This window comes from Reyranella sp. (assembly GCF_004297405.1).
GTDB lineage: Bacteria > Pseudomonadota > Alphaproteobacteria > Reyranellales > Reyranellaceae > Reyranella.
In genome coordinates this window covers 103,309-120,586 of sequence record NZ_SCVC01000033.1, presented here as the reverse complement: position 1 = coordinate 120,586, position 17,278 = coordinate 103,309, and the positions used below count along the sequence as shown (strand labels likewise).

Genomic DNA, 17,278 nt, shown 5'->3' with positions numbered 1-17,278 from the left:
GTCCCTAGGCGAAGGTCGCCGTCGCCTGCGCGGCGATCGTGCCCTTGGGCGTCACCGTCCAGAGCTCGGCGCCCTTGCCGTCCGCCGTCGGACGGCCGACCGCCTCGAAGGGCGCGATGTCGAACAGCGGCGCCCGGGCGCGGATCGCAAAAGTCTTGATCGTGCGGCCGGGGGCGGAATCGCGAAGCAGGTCGAACAGGCATTGCTGCGCGAAGGGGCCGTGTACGACTAGGCCGGGATAACCTTCGGTCTCGATGCAGTAGGTGCGGTCGTAATGGATGCGGTGCGGATTGAAGGTGATCGCCGAGTAGCGGAACAGCATCACCGGATCGGCCTTGATCGTCCGCCGCCACGGCACGTCGCTGGGCGCGGCTTCGCGCACCGGCACGCCACTCTTCTCGCCGGCCTTCACCTCTTCGCGGAACACGGTGTTGGCGACCTCGGTCACGGCCAAACCGCGCGGTGTGTAGATACGCCGGGTCTGGCTGGTCACGATCAAGGTGCCGGTGCCACCGCCCCTCACCTGGACGTCGGAGAACTCCGTCTCGCGCCGGAGCTTGTCGCCGACGCGGATATCGCCGTCAAAAGTGAAGGTGGAACCCGCATACATGCGCCGCGGGAGCGGGATCTTGGGCAGCACGCCGCCTTCGGTCGGCAGACCGTCTTCGGCCAGCACGTTGCGGCGTGCGTAGGAATGCAGGAAGCAGAGGTGCCAGCCCGGCGCGATCGGCTCACCTGCATCAGGGACCTTGTCGTTGCGATCGAAGGTGGCGATCATCGCCTTCAGCGGCGCCTGGGTGACGACATCCTCGTCCTCGATCTTGCGGCCCAGTTCCTTCTTCAGCGGTTCGATATCGATCGTCATGACACATCCTCCAGTGCAACCAACAGCGTAGCCAATCCCGTGTCATGATTCGCCCGCCGCATCCGCATGAAATCGACCTGTTGCCGCAGATCGAAAACATGGCCGACCTGCGCTACCGCAAAGTCGGCCTCCAGTGCGTCCTCGATATGCCGCCCCATTCCATCGCCTCATTGGAGGAGGGCTGGCGAAATAGCCGGCTCTTGGTCGCCGTCTCGCCGCTTGGCCATCCCGTGGGTTTTGCCTTGATGAAGCTACCAGGCAATACCGCCTGGCTTGACCAGCTCTCGGTGCTCGATCGCTGGCAAGGTCATGGCTACGGCTCGGCGCTGATAGATCGCACTGGCGAGGCCGCACGCGCCTTAGGGTACGATTGGCTCCATCTCTCGACGTACCGCAACGTGCCATGGAACGCACCGTTCTATGCACGGCGTGGCTTCAAGGAACTGCCGCGAGGCGACTGGCCCCATGCCTTCCGCCTTCAGTTCATGCAGGAGAACAGCCACGGCCATCCGCCGTGGCGGCGGACGATCATGCGACGGCTACTCAGCGGCGACCGCTAGCCCCATCTGCTCACAGGTCGGCGCCACGTCCGAAACCGTGGCGCGGCGCATGTCGCGCTTGTAGCGTTGATCGTCGAACTCCATGCCGCGATGCATGGTGCAGCGATTGTCCCAGATCACCAGATCTTTGACCCGCCAGCGATGCGAATAAACGAACTGGCGCTGCGTGGCATGCGCGGTGAGTTCGTCCAGCAGCTTGCCCGCCTCTTCGCCCACCATGCCACGAATCGCACCGGCGTGGCTCGCGATATAGAGGCTCATGCGGCCCGAATCCGGCAGCTTGCGCGCCAACACCTGCGGCACGGGCGCGAAGGCCACACGCTCGCTTTCATCGAAGTCCTTGAATCCAAGCTTGGCGCGCGACGTCATGATCGAGTGTTCCGCCACCAGGCCCGCGATACGCCGCTTGGTCGCCTCGGGCAGTGCATCATAGGCGGCGCGCATGTCGGCATACTCGGTCTGACCGCCGATCGGCGGGATCGAACGTGCATGCAGCATGGAGCAATAGGCCGGCAGACGCTTGAACGACGAATCGGTGTGCCACAGCCGATTGCCGAGATTGTAGAGCCGTTGCCGGTTGTCGGCAGCGAGGACGCGGTTCTCGGAATCGAGATTGCCGACATCGGCCATGTTTTCGTGCAGGCGCAGCTTGTGGTCCTTACGCGCCTTGAACACGGTCGTCTCGAGTGGACCGAAGTTGCGGGCAAAATCGAGCTGGCCTTCGTCGTCGAACTCCTGATCGGGGAAGATCAGGATCGCGTACTTGGTGAAGGCCGCGCGAATCGCAGCCAAGTCTTCCGGCGCGAGAGGCTTGTTGAGCGCAACGTCGCCGACTTCCGCAACGAAGTCCGGGGTAACGGCATGCACCGAAATAGCCATGGGTCGAGTTCCTCAGCAGCCTTGTTCGTTTGGTTTCTCCGATCGCCAATTGGAACACCGAAATGCCATTCCCGCAATTGCCGGATGGGCATTGGCGAGGCTAGAGTTTCGCATTGCCTATCAAAGGGATGAAGCTGCCAATGCTCAAGGATCGCTACGGAAACGAGCTGAGCACAAGCTCGGTCGCGGCGCGCGACGCTTATTTGGCCGGAGTCGACAGCCTGATGGCTGCGACACCCGGAATGGACACGGCGTTTCAGACTGCCGTGACCGCCGACGACGGCTTCGCTCTCGGCCATATTTCGCTGGCGCGCGCCAAGCAGCTTCTGGGGCGCGGACACGAGGCGAAGGGCCCTCTCGCACGTGCCAAGGAGCTGGCCGCTGGCGCCACAGCGCGCGAGCAGAGCCAGATTGCGATCTTCGACAGGATCCTGACCGGCCAGGGTGTTGCGGCCCTCGAAGCAATCCATGAACACATGAAGAGCTGGCCGCGCGATGCCATGGCGCTGGCGCCGGCGACCAGCGTGTTCGGCCTGATCGGCTTCTCGGGCAAAGTCGGCCGCGAGGTCGATCAACTCGCGATCCTCGAACCCTTCGAGAAGCACTATGGCGACGACTGGTGGTATCGCACCCAGCTCGCCTTCGCGCAGATCGAGTTGCGCAAGCTGGACGAAGGCCAGCGCAACATAGACATGGCACTCGCGGCCTATCCGCAAAGCGCGCATGCCGCTCATATCCGTGGTCATCTCTTCTATGAAAGCGGCGAGCGCGAAGCCGGTCTCACCTTCCTGACCGACTGGATGAAGGATTATTCGCGCGACGGCCTCATGCACTGCCACAACAGCTGGCACCTCGCGTTGTGGTCGATGGAGACGGGACGTCACGCCGATGCCTGGCGCATCTACGACGACGCACTACGCCCAGGTGCCGCCTGGGGACCGCAAATCAATGTGGCGACCGACTGCCCAGCCTTCCTGCTGCGCGCCGAGATGGCGGGTGAAGCGCGCCAGCCCGATCGCTGGAAGGAGATTGCCGACTACGCCACCAAGTGGTTCGGCAAGTCAGGCCTCGGTTTCGTCGATATGCATACCGTGCTGGCCTACGCCATGGCCGGCGACAAGGCGACGCTCGCGACATTCGTCGAAAGCCCGCGCGGCGCCACAGCCGACATGCTGCCGGCGATGGCCCGGGGTTTCGAAGCCTTTGCCGATGGCGATTGGACGCGTGCCGCGGACGAGATCACGCCGCTGCTCGATACCCACGAACGGCTGGGTGGCAGTCGCGCGCAACGCGATCTGCTAGAGTATGTGGTGACGACGTCGCTGGCGCGCGCTGGCCGAGCCGCCGAAGCGCGCGAACTCATCTCGAGCCGACGCCCGCACAACGGCAAGGGCAACGGCTTCCCGGTGGCCGGGCTTTAGTTACTGCGGAGCCTTGCTCAGCCCGAACTCTTCCGCCAGCAGTTCATAGGAGCGTTTGCGCTTCTCGAAGTCGAAGCAGATCGTCACCGCCATGATCTCGTCGACCTCGTAGCTAGCGGCATGCTTTTCGAGGCCGGCGCGCACGGTCTTGGGCGAGCCTACGACCGAGCGGCGACGCAGCGCCGGCAGCCAGCGTTCAGCTCCCGGCGCCTTGGCTGCCGCCAGCGCCTCTTCGACCGAGGGCACCGGGCCGGGATTGCCGAGCGTGCGCAGTCGCATCGCCCAGACCTCGCGGCTGCGCGACAGCAGGTCGGCCTCTTCATCGGTCTCCGCACAGAGAACCGAGATTGCCATCAGAGGCTCCGGCTTCGGATGAAGCGAAGACGGCTTGAAATGCGAGCGGTAGGCGCGGGTCACGCCGTCGCCACCGTCGGGATTGATGAAATGGGCAAAGCAAAACGGCAGGCCGAAATGCGCGGCCAATGCCGCGCTGTCGTCGCTCGATCCCAGCAGCCAGACATCGGGCGCACTGGGCCCAATTGGCTGAGCAGTAACACCCGTGCCTTCGTGGTTCGGCGGCAACGCATCGTGCAGCCAGGCAACGAGATCGCGCACCTGATAGGGATACTTGTCGGGATTGCTCCAGTTCGGCTTTCCGTCCGCCAGGATGCGCATCGTGTGCTGGTCACTGCCGGGCGCACGACCGACCCCGAGGTCGATCCGGCCGGGAAACAGCGTCTCAAGCATGCGGAAGTTTTCCGCGACCTTGTACGCGCTGTAGTGCGGCAGCATCACGCCACCCGAACCAACCCGCATGCGCTGCGTCAGACCTGCAACGCGCGTGATCAGCACTTCCGGTGTCGAGCCCGCCAGCGCCTCGCTGCTGTGATGTTCGGCGAGCCAGTAGCGTTCGTATCCCAGGCGGTCACAAAGCTGCGCTAACTCCAGGGTCTCGCGCACGGCGTCTGCCGGCGTACCGCCCTTGCGGATCGGTGATTGATCGAGAACGCTGAGACGCAGAGGCAACGGCGTCAGAGGCCCTTCTTGCCCATCGCCAGAAACTTGTCCTGACGGCGCTCGCGCAGCGTGTCGGAGTCGAGCTTGGAGAGTTCGCCGAAAGCTTCGCTCACCACCCTGCCGACGACATCAATCGTCTCTTCAGGGGCGCGATGGGCACCCCCCATCGGCTCGGGGATCACGTCGTCGATCACGTCGAGCTTCTTGAGGTCGGCGGCAGTCACCTTCATCGCCTCAGCCGCATCCTGTGCATGCGCATTGGAGCGCCACAGGATCGACGCGCAGCCTTCCGGCGTGATGACCGAGTAGACGGAATTCTCCAGCATGTAGACGCGATCCGCCGAAGCAATCGCCAGTGCGCCGCCCGAACCGCCCTCGCCGATCACCACGCTGACCAGCGGCACGCCGAGCGACAGGCAGGTCTCGATGGAAGCGGCGATGGCCTCCGCCTGACCGCGCGCCTCGGCATCGATGCCGGGATAGGCGCCGGGCGTGTCGACCAGGGTCAGCACCGGCAACTTGAAGCGGTCTGCAAGCCTCATCAGCCGCTGCGCCTTGCGATAGCCCTCGGGCCGCGCCATGCCGAAATTGTGCTTGATGCGCGATTCGGTATCATCGCCCTTCTGCTGGCCCAGCACGACAACGCTGCGGCCCTTGAGACGGCCCATGCCGCCTACGATAGCGGCGTCCTCGCCAAAGGCGCGGTCACCGGCGAGCGGCGTATAGTCGGTAATCAGCCGGTCGATGTAGCTCTGGGCATGCGGCCGCTCCGCGTGGCGGGCGACTTGGACCCGCTGCCACGGCGTCAGCCGCGCATAGGTCGCGCGCAATTGCTTCTGCACCTTTTCCTGAAGGCGCATGACTTCCTCGGCGATGTCGACATCACCCGAGTTGGGCAGGTGCCGGAGCTCGGCAATTTTGCTTTCGAGCTCTCTGATCGGCGTCTCGAAGTCGAGATAGGTCGTCATTGAAGGTCAGGTGTCGCCCGGCCCCGGAATCCTGTCAACCGGCCTCACCCGCCGGCGGTCTGCGCTTTCGCTTGGCCAGCGGATGGTGATCCTCGACCAGCGACCGGACTTTTTCCGGCAGAACATGCGTATAGATTTCAGTCGTCGCGATATCGGCATGCCCCAACATGAGCTGCACGCTGCGCAGATCGGCCCCGGCTTCCAGCAAATGACTGGCAAAGGCATGTCGCAAGACATGCGGCGAAACACGCGCCGGATCGATATCGGCTGCCAGCGCTGCTTCCTTCAGCAACTGCGCGAAACGCTGACGCGTGAGATGACCGGCGCGGCCGCGCGACGGAAACAGGTAACGCGAGGTCTCGCCGTCCACGAGCGTCCCGGCACGTACCTTCAGCCACCGCGCAATCGCCGTCCGCGCCGGGTCGGATAGGGGAACGAGCCGGTCCTTGCTGCCCTTGCCACGCACGATCAGCATCGCCGGATCGCGCTCGGCAGCGGTGATCGGCAGTGCCACCAGCTCGGAGACGCGCAGGCCCGAGCCGTAAAGGATCTCGAGCAGCGTCTCCATCCGACCGCCATCGACGCCGCCCTTGGCCTGTGCGGCTTCGATCAGCCGATCGACCTCGACGCGCGACAAGACCTTGGGCAACGGCCGGCCGAGCTTGGGTGAATCGAGCGTACTGGCGGGATCGTCCTCGCGCAGGCGTTCTGCCAGCAGGAAACGGAAGAACTGCCGCATCACCGACAGCCGGCGCGCCAACGTGCGCGGCGTCATGCCGAGATAGTCGAGCGATTTCAGATAGGCCCGCAGCGCCGTCGCATCGGCGGTCACCGGCCCCTGCTTGCGCCGCGTAAGGAAGGACCGGAGGTCGGCGAGATCGGCGCTGTAGGCGAGAACGGTGTTCTTCGAGGCGCCGCGTTCGGCCTGGAGCATTTCGAGAAATGCCCCGACCTCGCGGGTAGGTTCAAGCGCGGGCTTGCGCTTCACAGCCCGTGGGCGATCGCGATCTCGATCGCAAACAAGCGGCCGGCATTCTCCTCGCCGACCTGACGCAGCGCCCGGATGATGCTGCTCACCGCCGTGGGATGAAGCTCGGACAGCGTTGTCTCACCCGTCGCGATCGACGCCAGCAGCGAGGCTTCAGCGCGGCGCCGGCCATTGCCAGCGACCTGTAGCGATTGAATCGTCGCCGGCGCTGGCGCAACGAGACGGGCACCGCCCGGCATCGCTTCCGGCAAAGTGGTTGAGCCTTGCGGCACGTCGATGCCGACGGCGCGCAGCAATTCGAGCATCAAGTAGCCGCGGAATGGCGCCTGCGCTGGATTGTCCTGGCGCATGACTTCGTACCAGCGATTGAGTTCCTCGGCGGACATGCGCTTGCGATTGTCGACACCGGCGATGGCGACCATCGGCATCAGCCGGTCGAGCGCGTTCATGGCGCGCGCATCGTTGAACGCTGCGGAGAGCGCCAGTTGCATCCATGCTTTGGTCTGTTGCTTGTCGCCCAGCAGCAGAAACCCGCGCATCGCTTCCTGCGCGACATTTGCATAGTCGGCCTTGGGCGGCAGGCTGAGCAGTGCCTGGGCACCAGCGCGCGCGACCGTCGGGAAAAGCGCGCCGCCGCGCTCCTCGCCGTAGACGGCCGTGATCGAACTGATGAGCTGCTGCGCGTTCGAAGCTCCACGCGCGGCCGCGACCAGCCGGGCACGGCGAGCCATCGGTGCCGGCATGGCCACCCCGTCGCGCACCGCATCGAGATAGAGGTCGCCGAGGCGCGTCGCTTCGATGACGGCAAGCGCCTCACCGCGCTCGGCAATCTCGAGGCGGGTCACTGGCGGCAATGTCCGGTGAACCACCTGCGACCGGATCATCGGCGGCTGCGTCGAACGGATGGCTGCCGCCGACGGCTGCACGTAGGCAAGGTCGAGCATGACCATTGCCGGGCCGTCGAGCTGGGCTGGCGCCGTTGCGGCAGGCGACAGGCCGTTGGCCGCAATATCGACCAGCTTGTAGAAGGCGGGATCGGACGTGCGCAGCGGCTGGGCCGCGGCCATGGCGCCGGCATTGTCGCCGGCGACGAGCTTGCAGACGACATCCGCACGCAGAGCGAAGGGTTGCGGCAGCGGATTGCCGCGGACGATCGCGCAGGCGCCTTCCTTCTCGCCGACCATCATCAGCGCGTTGACGACCATGGCGGCGATCGCCGGGTCGGCGTAGCCGCCGACACTGCGCACCATTTCGTTCAGGTTCTCGGCCTCGCCCATGGCCGCAAGCTTTTCGACCTTGCGCGCGAACAGGCCCGGCGGCGCGCTGCCATCGGGTGCCGGAGGCGTTAGCTCGCTCACCATCACCTTGAACTGCAGGTCGCGCAGCGCCCGGCTGCGCGGCGCCGCCGGCAAGGCGGAGACCAGCCGCTTGGCAGTGGACAGCGTCGTCCCGGCCCAGGCGTCGGCCGGCATGCCGCCGGTCTTGGCATTCAGGAAGCCTGTCGGGCGCTGGTCGAAATCAGGCACCTGGGCAGTCGCCGGGACCACCGCTGCCGCGATGGCCAGGACGATGCCGAGTACTGGCGCGGCCCAGGCAGAATTAGCGCGCAAGGCGTTCATTGGGCACCGGAACTTCGAACTGCCTGAGCGGCGGCCGCGGCTCGATGATGGCCAAGGCGACCAGGCCAGCAATCAGCAGGCACAAAGCAGCGACCACAACCACCGGGCCGAGGCGCAAGGTGGGCATGCTGAAGCGGTTTCGGGAACGGAACATGGGCACGGCGTGGGCAAACTACCCAACCGACGCCATAGCGGCAATCGTTGCGGCCCAATCGCTTGAAACACAGGGAATAATAGGCGACATGCATGATGCAGCTCGCCATGGACGCCTCTTTTCCCCTGTCCTTGCCGCGCACCGTGGCCCTTGTCGGGCTGATGGGCGCGGGCAAGAGCGCCATCGGCAAGCGGCTGGCGGTGAGGCTCGGTTTGCCGTTCGTCGACGCCGACGATGAAATCGAGCGGGCTGCGGGCTGCACTATCTCGGAATTCTTCGAGAAATACGGCGAGCAGGAGTTTCGCGCCGGCGAGCGGCGCGTGATTGCCCGCCTGCTCGATCAGCCCCCGCTGGTGCTCTCGACCGGCGGTGGTGCCTATATAGATAACGAGACACGTGCACTGATGCGCACCAAGGCCATTACCGTGTGGCTTCGCGCCGAACTCGACGTCCTGTTCGATCGCGTGAAGAAGCGCACCCATCGCCCGCTCTTGCGCCAGGGCGATCCTAGGGAGATTCTCGACCGCCTCATGCAACAACGTTATCCGATCTACGCCGAAGCCGATCTCATCGTCGAATCGACGGCGCAACCTGCCGACCGCACCACCGAGCAGGTGATCGACGCGCTGCGCGCCCATCTCCAGGTCCAACCCGCAGGAACCGGCCCATGAGCGCCGCTCGCACCATCCGGGTCGATCTCGCCGGCCGCGGCTACGATATCGCCATCGGGCCAGGCCTGATCGACCGAGCCGGTGAACTGTCGCGGCCCCTGCTCGCCGCGCCGCGCGTCACGATCGTGAGCGATGAAACCGTTGCGCCGCTTTATGGCGCGCGGCTCGCGGCCTCCTTCGACAAGGCCGGCATCAAGACGACGACGGTCACGGTTCCCGCCGGCGAAAGCAGCAAGGAATTTTCGAGCTTTGGCCGGCTGATGAACGAGCTGCTCGACCAGCGACCGGACCGCAAGACGACGCTGGTCGCGCTGGGCGGTGGCGTGGTCGGCGACCTCACGGGCTTTGCCGCCTCGGTGCTGCTGCGCGGCGTCGACTTCATCCAGGTACCGACCACCCTGCTTGCGCAGGTCGACTCCTCGGTCGGCGGCAAGACCGGCATCAACACACGTCATGGCAAGAATCTGGTCGGTTCCTTCTATCAGCCGCGCCTCGTCCTGGCAGACACGACCGCGCTCGACAGCCTGCCGCGTCGCGAGCTGCTGGCAGGGTATGCCGAAGTGGCGAAATACGGACTGATCGACGATCCGGCGTTCTGGGACTGGTGCGAGACCAATGGCGCGGCCGTACTTTCCGGCGACGCCGCGGCACGCACCTACGCCATCGAACAGAGCTGCCTCTCCAAGGCACGCATCGTCGCCGCGGACGAACGCGAGACGACCGATCTACGCGCTCTTCTCAATCTCGGTCACACCTTTGGTCATGCGCTGGAAGCGGAAACCGGCTTCGGATCGGAGCTGCTGCATGGCGAAGCGGTCGGCGCCGGCATGGCGATGGCCTTCGACCTTTCCGCGCGGCTGGGCCTCTGCCCCGCGGCCGATGCCGACCGGGTGCGCCACCATCTCGGCGCCGTCGGACTGCCGGTGCGTTTACGCTCGATCGGGGGCGACAACCGGCGTCGCTGGGATGCCGCGCGGCTGGTCGAGCATATGCGCGGGGACAAGAAGGCTGAAGGCGGCAAGCTCACCTTCGTGCTGGCTCGCGGAATCGGCAAAGCCTTCGTGACGCGCGAGGTCGACGAGGCAGGATTGCGCGGCCTGCTCGACGACGCCATCGCGGCCTAGGGCCCGGCGATGGACGCGGAGCTTCATTTCGATCTGCCGCTGTCGATCGCGGTGCCGCTGGTCGTTTTCTGTCTGCTCCTGGCTGCCTATCTCTCGGCGGCGGAGACGGCAATCACCGGCGCTTCGCGGCCACGCATGCATCGCCTCGCCCAGCAGGGCAACAAGCGGGCGACCATGGTCAATCAACTGCTCGACCGCAAAGACGAGACCGTGAGTGCCGTTCTGCTCGGCAACAATGTAGTCAATATCTTCTCGGCCTCGCTCACGACGGCAGTACTGACCGCTCTCTTCGGGGCGGCCGGCATCGTCTACGCGACCCTGGCGATCGGCGTAATGGTCGTGATCTTTGCCGAAGTTATGCCCAAGACCTGGGCGCTGATGCGGGCCGACAGGGTGGCGCTGACTCTCGCACCGTCCATTCTGTTCACCGTTGCAATCCTGGGGCCGCTGGCGCGCGGCGTGGCGTGGATCTCGCGCTTCTTCCTTGGCCTGATGAACGTGCGCACCGATCGCTCGCACGACGCCGCGGAACATAGCGACCTGTTGCGCGGCGCCATCGAGCTGCATGGCGCCGACCTCACCGATGACGCAGCGCCTGCCGAGAAAGCGATGCTGCGCTCCGTGCTCGACCTCGGTGACCGAACCGTAGGCGACGTCATGACCCACCGCGGCAACGTCGCTCTGATCGATGCCGACCAGCCGGTCGAAGCGATCGTGACACAAATCCTGGCGGCGCCTTATACGCGCATTCCGCTCTATCGCGGCGAGGCGGACAATGTCGTAGGTGTGATGCATGCCAAGGACCTGTTCCGCGCCATCAAGGCAGCACAGGGCGCCACCGACTCGGTCAAGATCGATACGGTAATGACGCCTCCCTGGTTCATTCCGGAATCGACGATATTGTTCGACCAGCTCGAGGCGTTTCGCGCACGCCACGAGCATTTCGCCATCGTCGTCGACGAGTACGGCGCCCTCCGGGGCATCGTCACCCTCGAGGACATCATCGAGGAGATCGTCGGCGACATCGAGGACGAGCATGACGCCATCCGCCGCGGCGTCCTGCGGCGCGACGACGGCAGCCTGCTCTGCCAGGGCGACGTGCCGATCCGCGATCTCAATCGCGAGTTCGGCTGGGGCCTGCCGGAGGGCGTGGCCACGACCATTGCCGGCCTGGTGCTGCACGAGGCGCGCCGCATCCCGGAAGTGGGCCAAACCTATGCCTTTTACGGATTTCGCTTCGAGATATTGAAGCGCGAGGGCACCCGCATCGCCGAGTTGCGCATCGTGCCGCCCGCCGCCATACAAGCGGCCAACTGACCCCATTTACCAAGGGAACGACCATGCCGCTTCCGCCGCCGGTCGGCCGACAGCACCTTCATACGCGTCGCGTCACCTGCCAGGGCTTCTTCCGCGAGGACGGGCTTTGGGATATCGAAGGCCGTATCACCGACGAGAAGACCTACGAGCACGCCAACGAATGGCGCGGCCCGCTCCAGCCCGGCGACTTCGTGCACGATATGTCGATCCGTCTGACGCTCGACCATAAGTTCACGATCGTCGATGTCGAGACCGTGACCGACAAGTCGCCCTACAGCATGTGCGGCGACATCACGCCCGACTTCAAGAAGCTGATCGGGCTGCGCATCGGCGGCGGCTTCCATCGCGAAGTACGCGCGCGGTTGGGCGGCACCCACGGCTGCACGCATATCGTCGAGCTGCTGGGGCCGGTCGCGACGACGGCCTTCCAGACCGTATCATCGAAGAAGGCCGCCGAACTCAACCGCGCCCATCGAGAGAAGGCAGGTACGCTTCCCGCCGCCGATCCGGATGCGCCCAAGAAGCCGCGGCGCAAGCCGTACATGCTCGACACGTGCCACACTTGGGCATCGGACAGCGAAGTCACCAAGCGATGGGTGCCTGACTTCTACACTGGTCCCGATGCCGAGGCCGTGCGCGCGGCGAACGCTGGCAAAGTCGTGGAAATGGAAGGCTAGCCCCGCTTCGCATCCTCGGCCGGTGTCAGTGTCGTCAACGCGAGCGCGTGCAAGCCGGCGTCGAGTTCCTGCTTGAGCGCCGCATAGACCAAACGCTGCCGCGCCACGCGGCTCTGGCCTTCGAAGGCCGCTGACACGATCTCGACCCGGAAATGCGTCTCGCCACCTTCGCGCCAACCAGCATGGCCGTGGTGCTGCGACGATTCATCTTCGATGGCAAGACGCGCCGGCGCCAGTGCCGTTCGGAGCTTGCTGTCAATCGCCATCGCAACCTTGCCCATCACTCGCCTCTCTTGCCCGCTGCAATCCCGGAACACATATTAGCCTAATGTCTCGACGGCGAGCCAAACCACTGACTGCGACCGACGGCCCGCTCCCGCATCAACGGGTCTGCGAAGCGCCGGGCTGCCAGCTGCAGGGCGAGTACCGAGCGCCGCGTGCGCGCGACCGTCTCGACGAGTATCGCTGGTTCTGCCTCCAGCACGTCCGCGACTACAACAAGAAGTGGGATTATTTCGCGGGCCTTGGCGCTGACCAGATCGAGGCGCATATCCGCGCGGATACGACCTGGCGCCGGCCAGTATGGCCACTCGGCGCCCGGCGCAACGGCAATTCCTACGCCAATCTGAAGGACCCGCTGGGCCTCGCAGACGATGCCGGCCTCGGCGAGCGGCCGCCACCAAAACTCGATGGCAGTGAGCAACTGACACCAGCCGAGCGTAACGCCCTGGATGTCCTTGAACTTTCATGGCCCCTTACTCGGGCCGTCGTGAAATCTCGTTACAAGGAGCTGGTCAAATTGCACCACCCGGATGCCAATGGCGGGGCCCGGGACGCAGAAGAAAAGCTCAAGGAAATCAACGCCGCCTATTCCACTCTGCGGGCCTCAGAGCACCTTCCCGTGGAGTGATTAGCCCTGCTCAGGGCAGACCCGTTAATTGGCCGCTTGCGGCGCACAATTTGGCCTGCGACTATTGTTTGCCCGCAATTTGGCGGGCTTTGTTTTGTAGGAATCCGTGTGATGGCTTCGACGACGACCGCGGCCCGCCAGAATGTGTCGGGCATGCCGGATATCAAGGTTTCCGCCCGCCAGCTATTCGGCATCGACACCGACATGGAGGTGCCTGCTTTCAGTGCGGCGACCGAGCATGTCCCCGAGGTCGATGACGCCTACCTGTTCGACCAAGACACGACGATGGCGATCCTCGCGGGCTTCGCTCACAACCGCCGCGTCATGGTCCAGGGCTATCACGGCACCGGCAAGTCGACCCATATCGAGCAGGTCGCGGCGCGCCTCAACTGGCCTTGCGTCCGCGTCAACCTCGACAGCCATATCAGCCGTATCGACCTGATCGGCAAGGACGCGATCGTGCTGCGCGATGGCAAGCAGATCACCGAGTTCCGCGAAGGCATCCTGCCCTGGGCGCTGCAGAATCCGACAGCATTGGTGTTCGACGAGTACGACGCCGGCCGCGCCGACGTGATGTTCGTGATCCAGCGCGTGCTCGAAGTCGAAGGCAAGCTCACTCTGCTCGACCAGAACAAGGTAATCCGCCCTCACCCGGCCTTCCGCCTGTTCTCGACCGCCAACACAGTCGGCCTCGGCGACACGACCGGCCTCTATCACGGCACGCAGCAGATCAACCAGGGCCAGATGGACCGTTGGTCGATCGTGACGACGCTGAACTACCTGCCGCATGACCAGGAAGTGAACATCGTCTCGGCCAAGACGCCGTTCTACGACAACGACGAAGGTCGCAAGACGATCTCCGCCATGGTGGCGCTCGCCGACCTGACGCGCGCCGGCTTCATCGCCGGCGATATCTCGACCGTGATGTCGCCGCGTACGGTGATCACCTGGGCCGAGAACGCGCGCATCTTCGGCGGTGACGTCGGCTTCGCGTTCCGTCTCACCTTCCTCAACAAGTGCGACGAAGTCGAGCGCAGCACGCTCGCCGAATACTATCAGCGCTGCTTCGGCAAGGAATTGCCGGCCGGCAGCGGCAAGGGCGGCAAGCTGCACTAGTAAGAGAGCGCCTCCATGGCCAAGGACACGACTCCCCTCGAGGAGTTCCGCCGCGTCACCGCCACCACCATGCGGGCGGTTTCGCGCAAGGAAGTGAACGTCTCGTTCGTTCCCGATGGTGGCTCGCTGCTCGGCAGCGAAGCCCGCATCACCGTGCCGGCGCGCGATCTGCCGGTCGAGGATGTCAGCCGTGTCCGCGGCGAGGCCGATTCGATGGCGCTGAAACTGCGCCATCACGACCGCAAGACTCATCTACGCCGCGTACCGCGCGGTGAGACCGCCCGAGCGATCTTCGAGGCCGTCGAGCAGGTGCGCGTCGAAGCGCTGGGCGCCCGCAAGATGGCCGGCGTCGCCGACAATCTCTCGGCCCTCTGGCGCCAGCGCTCCGATCAGCGCGGCCATGCCCGCATCAAGACCAAGGAAGACGCACCACTCGCCGACGTGATCGGGCTGATCGCGCGTGAACAATTGCTCGGTGCCGCACCGCCGGAGTCGGCAAAGGCGATGGTCGACATGTGGCGCGCCGACGTGGAGAGCGCGGCCGGCCGCGACTTCCAGAAGCTGCGCGATTCACTCGGCAACCAGGAAACCTTCGCGCGCGCCGCGCGCCAGCTCATCCGCGACCTCAAGCTCGGCGATGAATCAGCCGACCTGCAGGACGACGACACCGAGGAGAGCCAGGACCAGGAGAACGCCGACGGTCAGTCCAACGAGACCGGCGACGATCAGAGCGATTCGAGCGAGACCCAGGGCTACGGCGCCCAAGGCGAAGAGACCGAGGATGCTTCCGAGCAGGACGATGCTTCGGAGACTGTCGCCGACCAGGCCCAGACCGAGATGCAGATGGGTTCGGGCGACGAAGAAGAGCCGGGCCGCGCCGAGCGTCCCTGGCTGCCGCCAGGCGCGCTCAGCAACGAGCCGCTGGGCCAGCAGTATCACGCCTATACGGTGAAGTTCGACGAGATCGTCGAGGCCGATCAGCTGTGCGACGCCGAGGAGCTCGGCCGCCTGCGCAATCACCTGGACCAGCAGCTCTCTCATCTGCAGGGCGTGATCGGCAAGCTCGCCAACCGCCTGCAGCGCCGCCTCATGGCGCAGCAGAACCGTTCCTGGGACTTCGACCTCGACGAAGGCACGCTCGACGCAGCGCGTCTGGCGCGCATCGTCGCCAATCCCATGCACGCCCTCTCCTTCAAGAAGGAGAAGGACACCAACTTCCGCGACACCGTGGTGTCGCTGCTGATCGACAATTCCGGTTCCATGCGCGGCCGGCCGATCACGGTCGCGGCCATGAGCGCCGACATCCTCGCACGCACGCTCGAGCGCTGTGGCGTGAAGGTCGAGATCCTGGGCTTCACGACACGCGCCTGGAAGGGTGGCCAGAGCCGCGAGCAGTGGCTTGCCGCCGGCAAGCCGGCCAATCCAGGCCGCCTCAACGATCTGCGCCACATCATCTACAAGCCGGCCGATGCCCCGTGGCGCCGCGCCCGCAAGAATCTCGGCCTGATGCTGCGCGAGGGCATCCTCAAGGAGAACATCGACGGCGAGGCGCTGCTCTGGGCGCACAACCGCCTGCTGCCGCGTCCTGAAGAGCGCAAGATCATGATGGTGATCTCGGACGGCGCGCCGGTCGACGATTCGACCCTGTCGGTCAACCCGGGCAACTACCTCGAGCGTCATCTGCGCGATGTCATCGACTGGATCGAGACGCGCTCGCCGGTCGAGCTGATCGCCATCGGCATCGGCCACGACGTCACGCGCTACTATCGCCGCGCCGTCACCATCGTCGACGCCGACCAGCTCGGCGGCACGATGATGGAGCAGCTCGCCTCGCTATTCGACGAGGAAGATGCCAAGGACGTTCGCGCGGCGCGCGGCGGCGGCCAGCGTGGCCGTGGCGGCGCCAAGGCGACGCCCGGCAAGACCAGCGGCAAATCTGGCAAGCGCGCCGCCTAACTCCGGTGGCGAGCCGCTTCTTTCTGACGCTCTGCCTGCTGGTAGCGGCGTGTACCAGCGTCTCGCCGCCCCCGGCCGAGGCGCAGGCAAAGCCGTTCGCGATCCAGAGCTCCCAGCTCACCTTCAAGCTCGACGACCCGGCAGCAACGCGCATTGGCCGCCTGGTCTGGCGTGGCGGCATCGAGATGAAGGCCAGCTCGCCCAACTTCGGCGGCTGGTCCGACTTGCACGTCACGCCCGACGGCCGCGCGCTCACCTCGATCTCCGATGAAGGCGCCTGGCTCACCGCCACGATCGACTATGACGCCAAGGGTAATCTCGTGGGCCTCGGCAGCGCGAAAATCGGCCAACTGCGCGGCCTCGAGGGCAAGTCGATCCAGAAGAAGGCGGAAGCCGATGCCGAGGCAATGGCGCGCCTGCCTGATGGGTCGTGGCTGGTAGCGTTCGAACGCCGGCACCGGCTGTGGCACTACCGCACGCTCGACGCGACACCACTACCGATCGAAGGGCCGGCTGATATTGGCCGCCAGCCGGGTAACGGTGGCATCGAAGCCCTGACGGCGCTGGCCGATGGCACCGTGATCGCCATCAGCGAGGAATACAGCCTCAAGCCGGACACGGTGGTGGGCTGGATCGGACGGCCTGCAGGCAGCGGCCGTTACACCTGGAGCGCCTTCAGCTACGCCACCGTCCCCGACTTCCGGCCGACCGCCATTACCCTCCTGCCAGACGGATCGTTCGTGACCCTCGAACGGGCTTTCGACGTGATACGCGGCGTGCGCGTGCGCGTGATGCACGTCGAGGCCGCGCAGCTCAAGGCAGGCGCGACGGTGAAGGCGGAAGAACTCGCGTTCCTCGCCTCGCCCTATCCTGTCGACAATCTCGAAGGTCTGTCATCGAGCCGCGGCGCACGCGGCGAGACGTTGCTGTGGCTGATCTCGGATGACAATTTCAATCCGCTTCAGCGCAATATCTTGATGCTGTTCGAGCTGGCGCCGTAGCACCGTCCTCCCCATTCGAATGGGGAGGAGAGAAG

General features: G+C 65.3%; 18 protein-coding genes. 10 read left to right on the top strand and 8 right to left on the bottom strand.

From position 1 onward, the window contains the following. Positions 1 to 4: 4 nt before the first annotated feature. Positions 5 to 865 carry a MaoC family dehydratase N-terminal domain-containing protein gene (locus EPO50_RS22320; RefSeq protein WP_296347631.1) on the bottom strand — a complete coding sequence of 287 codons (861 nt, stop codon included), beginning with the start codon at positions 863 to 865 and terminating at the stop codon, positions 5 to 7. A 44-nt stretch (positions 866 to 909) separates the two neighbouring features. Between EPO50_RS22320 and EPO50_RS22315 the strand changes: the two genes are divergently transcribed. Next, entirely contained in the window at positions 910 to 1,425 is a 516-nt protein-coding gene (locus EPO50_RS22315) for a GNAT family N-acetyltransferase (RefSeq protein WP_296347629.1), read from the top strand. Here EPO50_RS22315 and EPO50_RS22310 read toward each other — a convergent pair. Beyond that, on the bottom strand, positions 1,405 to 2,304 hold the full coding sequence (locus EPO50_RS22310; protein WP_296347627.1) for a TauD/TfdA family dioxygenase: 900 nt from the start codon (positions 2,302 to 2,304) through the stop codon (positions 1,405 to 1,407). The two genes, EPO50_RS22315 and EPO50_RS22310, sit on opposite strands and share 21 nt — an antisense overlap. Before the next feature lie 128 nt (positions 2,305 to 2,432). Between EPO50_RS22310 and EPO50_RS22305 the strand changes: the two genes are divergently transcribed. Continuing rightward, a complete protein-coding gene (locus tag EPO50_RS22305; RefSeq protein WP_296347625.1) occupies positions 2,433 to 3,725 on the top strand; it encodes a tetratricopeptide repeat protein in 1,293 nt (430 codons plus the stop codon). Here EPO50_RS22305 and EPO50_RS22300 read toward each other — a convergent pair whose 3' ends face one another. Genes EPO50_RS22300 through EPO50_RS22280 form a run of 5 tightly spaced genes read right to left on the bottom strand, consistent with a single transcriptional unit; the run spans position 3,726 to position 8,444 of the window. Continuing rightward, a complete protein-coding gene (locus tag EPO50_RS22300; RefSeq protein WP_296347623.1) occupies positions 3,726 to 4,751 on the bottom strand; it encodes an LLM class flavin-dependent oxidoreductase in 1,026 nt (341 codons plus the stop codon). Positions 4,752 to 4,756: 5 nt separating this feature from the next. Then, positions 4,757 to 5,710 (bottom strand): acetyl-CoA carboxylase carboxyltransferase subunit alpha, encoded by a 954-nt coding sequence (locus EPO50_RS22295; RefSeq protein WP_296347621.1) that lies wholly within the window; start codon positions 5,708 to 5,710, stop codon positions 4,757 to 4,759. Between the two features lie 34 nt (positions 5,711 to 5,744). Further along, positions 5,745 to 6,698, bottom strand: a complete 954-nt coding sequence (locus EPO50_RS22290) for a site-specific tyrosine recombinase XerD (protein WP_296347618.1) — start codon at positions 6,696 to 6,698, stop codon at positions 5,745 to 5,747. Then, a complete protein-coding gene (locus EPO50_RS22285; RefSeq protein WP_296347616.1) occupies positions 6,695 to 8,317 on the bottom strand; it encodes a hypothetical protein in 1,623 nt (540 codons plus the stop codon). The genes EPO50_RS22290 and EPO50_RS22285 overlap by 4 nt, the downstream gene beginning before the upstream one ends. Further along, a complete protein-coding gene (locus EPO50_RS22280; protein ID WP_296347615.1) occupies positions 8,298 to 8,444 on the bottom strand; it encodes a hypothetical protein in 147 nt (48 codons plus the stop codon). The genes EPO50_RS22285 and EPO50_RS22280 overlap by 20 nt, the downstream gene beginning before the upstream one ends. A 119-nt stretch (positions 8,445 to 8,563) precedes the next feature. Between EPO50_RS22280 and EPO50_RS22275 the strand changes: the two genes are divergently transcribed. Genes EPO50_RS22275 through EPO50_RS22260 form a run of 4 tightly spaced genes read left to right on the top strand, consistent with a single transcriptional unit; the run spans position 8,564 to position 12,260 of the window. After that, on the top strand, positions 8,564 to 9,142 hold the full coding sequence (locus EPO50_RS22275; RefSeq protein ID WP_296347613.1) for a shikimate kinase: 579 nt from the start codon (positions 8,564 to 8,566) through the stop codon (positions 9,140 to 9,142). After that, the gene (aroB, locus tag EPO50_RS22270) at positions 9,139 to 10,266 is read left to right on the top strand and encodes a 3-dehydroquinate synthase (RefSeq protein ID WP_296347611.1); all 1,128 of its coding nucleotides are present in this window, start codon (positions 9,139 to 9,141) and stop codon (positions 10,264 to 10,266) included. Before EPO50_RS22275 ends, aroB begins: the two co-directional genes overlap by 4 nt. 9 nt (positions 10,267 to 10,275) lie before the next feature. After that, positions 10,276 to 11,583, top strand: a complete 1,308-nt coding sequence (locus tag EPO50_RS22265; RefSeq protein ID WP_296347609.1) for an HlyC/CorC family transporter — start codon at positions 10,276 to 10,278, stop codon at positions 11,581 to 11,583. A 23-nt stretch (positions 11,584 to 11,606) separates the two neighbouring features. Further along, on the top strand, positions 11,607 to 12,260 hold the full coding sequence (locus tag EPO50_RS22260; protein WP_296347607.1) for a DUF2889 domain-containing protein: 654 nt from the start codon (positions 11,607 to 11,609) through the stop codon (positions 12,258 to 12,260). Here EPO50_RS22260 and EPO50_RS22255 read toward each other — a convergent pair. Beyond that, positions 12,257 to 12,541, bottom strand: coding sequence for a BolA family transcriptional regulator (locus tag EPO50_RS22255; protein ID WP_296347605.1), 285 nt, complete (start codon positions 12,539 to 12,541; stop codon positions 12,257 to 12,259). The genes EPO50_RS22260 and EPO50_RS22255 overlap by 4 nt on opposite strands. A gap of 47 nt (positions 12,542 to 12,588) precedes the next feature. On the opposite strand from EPO50_RS22255, the gene EPO50_RS22250 reads away from it, so the two are divergent. The 4 genes from EPO50_RS22250 (at position 12,589) to EPO50_RS22235 (ending at position 17,243) form a co-directional block, all read left to right on the top strand. Then, on the top strand, positions 12,589 to 13,170 hold the full coding sequence (locus EPO50_RS22250; RefSeq protein ID WP_296347603.1) for a J domain-containing protein: 582 nt from the start codon (positions 12,589 to 12,591) through the stop codon (positions 13,168 to 13,170). A 111-nt stretch (positions 13,171 to 13,281) separates the two neighbouring features. Then, positions 13,282 to 14,286 (top strand): cobaltochelatase subunit CobS, encoded by a 1,005-nt coding sequence (gene cobS, locus EPO50_RS22245; RefSeq protein ID WP_296347601.1) that lies wholly within the window; start codon positions 13,282 to 13,284, stop codon positions 14,284 to 14,286. A 15-nt stretch (positions 14,287 to 14,301) separates the two neighbouring features. Beyond that, positions 14,302 to 16,242, top strand: coding sequence for a cobaltochelatase subunit CobT (gene cobT / locus EPO50_RS22240; protein WP_296347599.1), 1,941 nt, complete (start codon positions 14,302 to 14,304; stop codon positions 16,240 to 16,242). 5 nt (positions 16,243 to 16,247) lie between these two features. Further along, positions 16,248 to 17,243, top strand: coding sequence for an esterase-like activity of phytase family protein (locus EPO50_RS22235; protein ID WP_296347597.1), 996 nt, complete (start codon positions 16,248 to 16,250; stop codon positions 17,241 to 17,243). Positions 17,244 to 17,278: the final 35 nt, after the last annotated feature.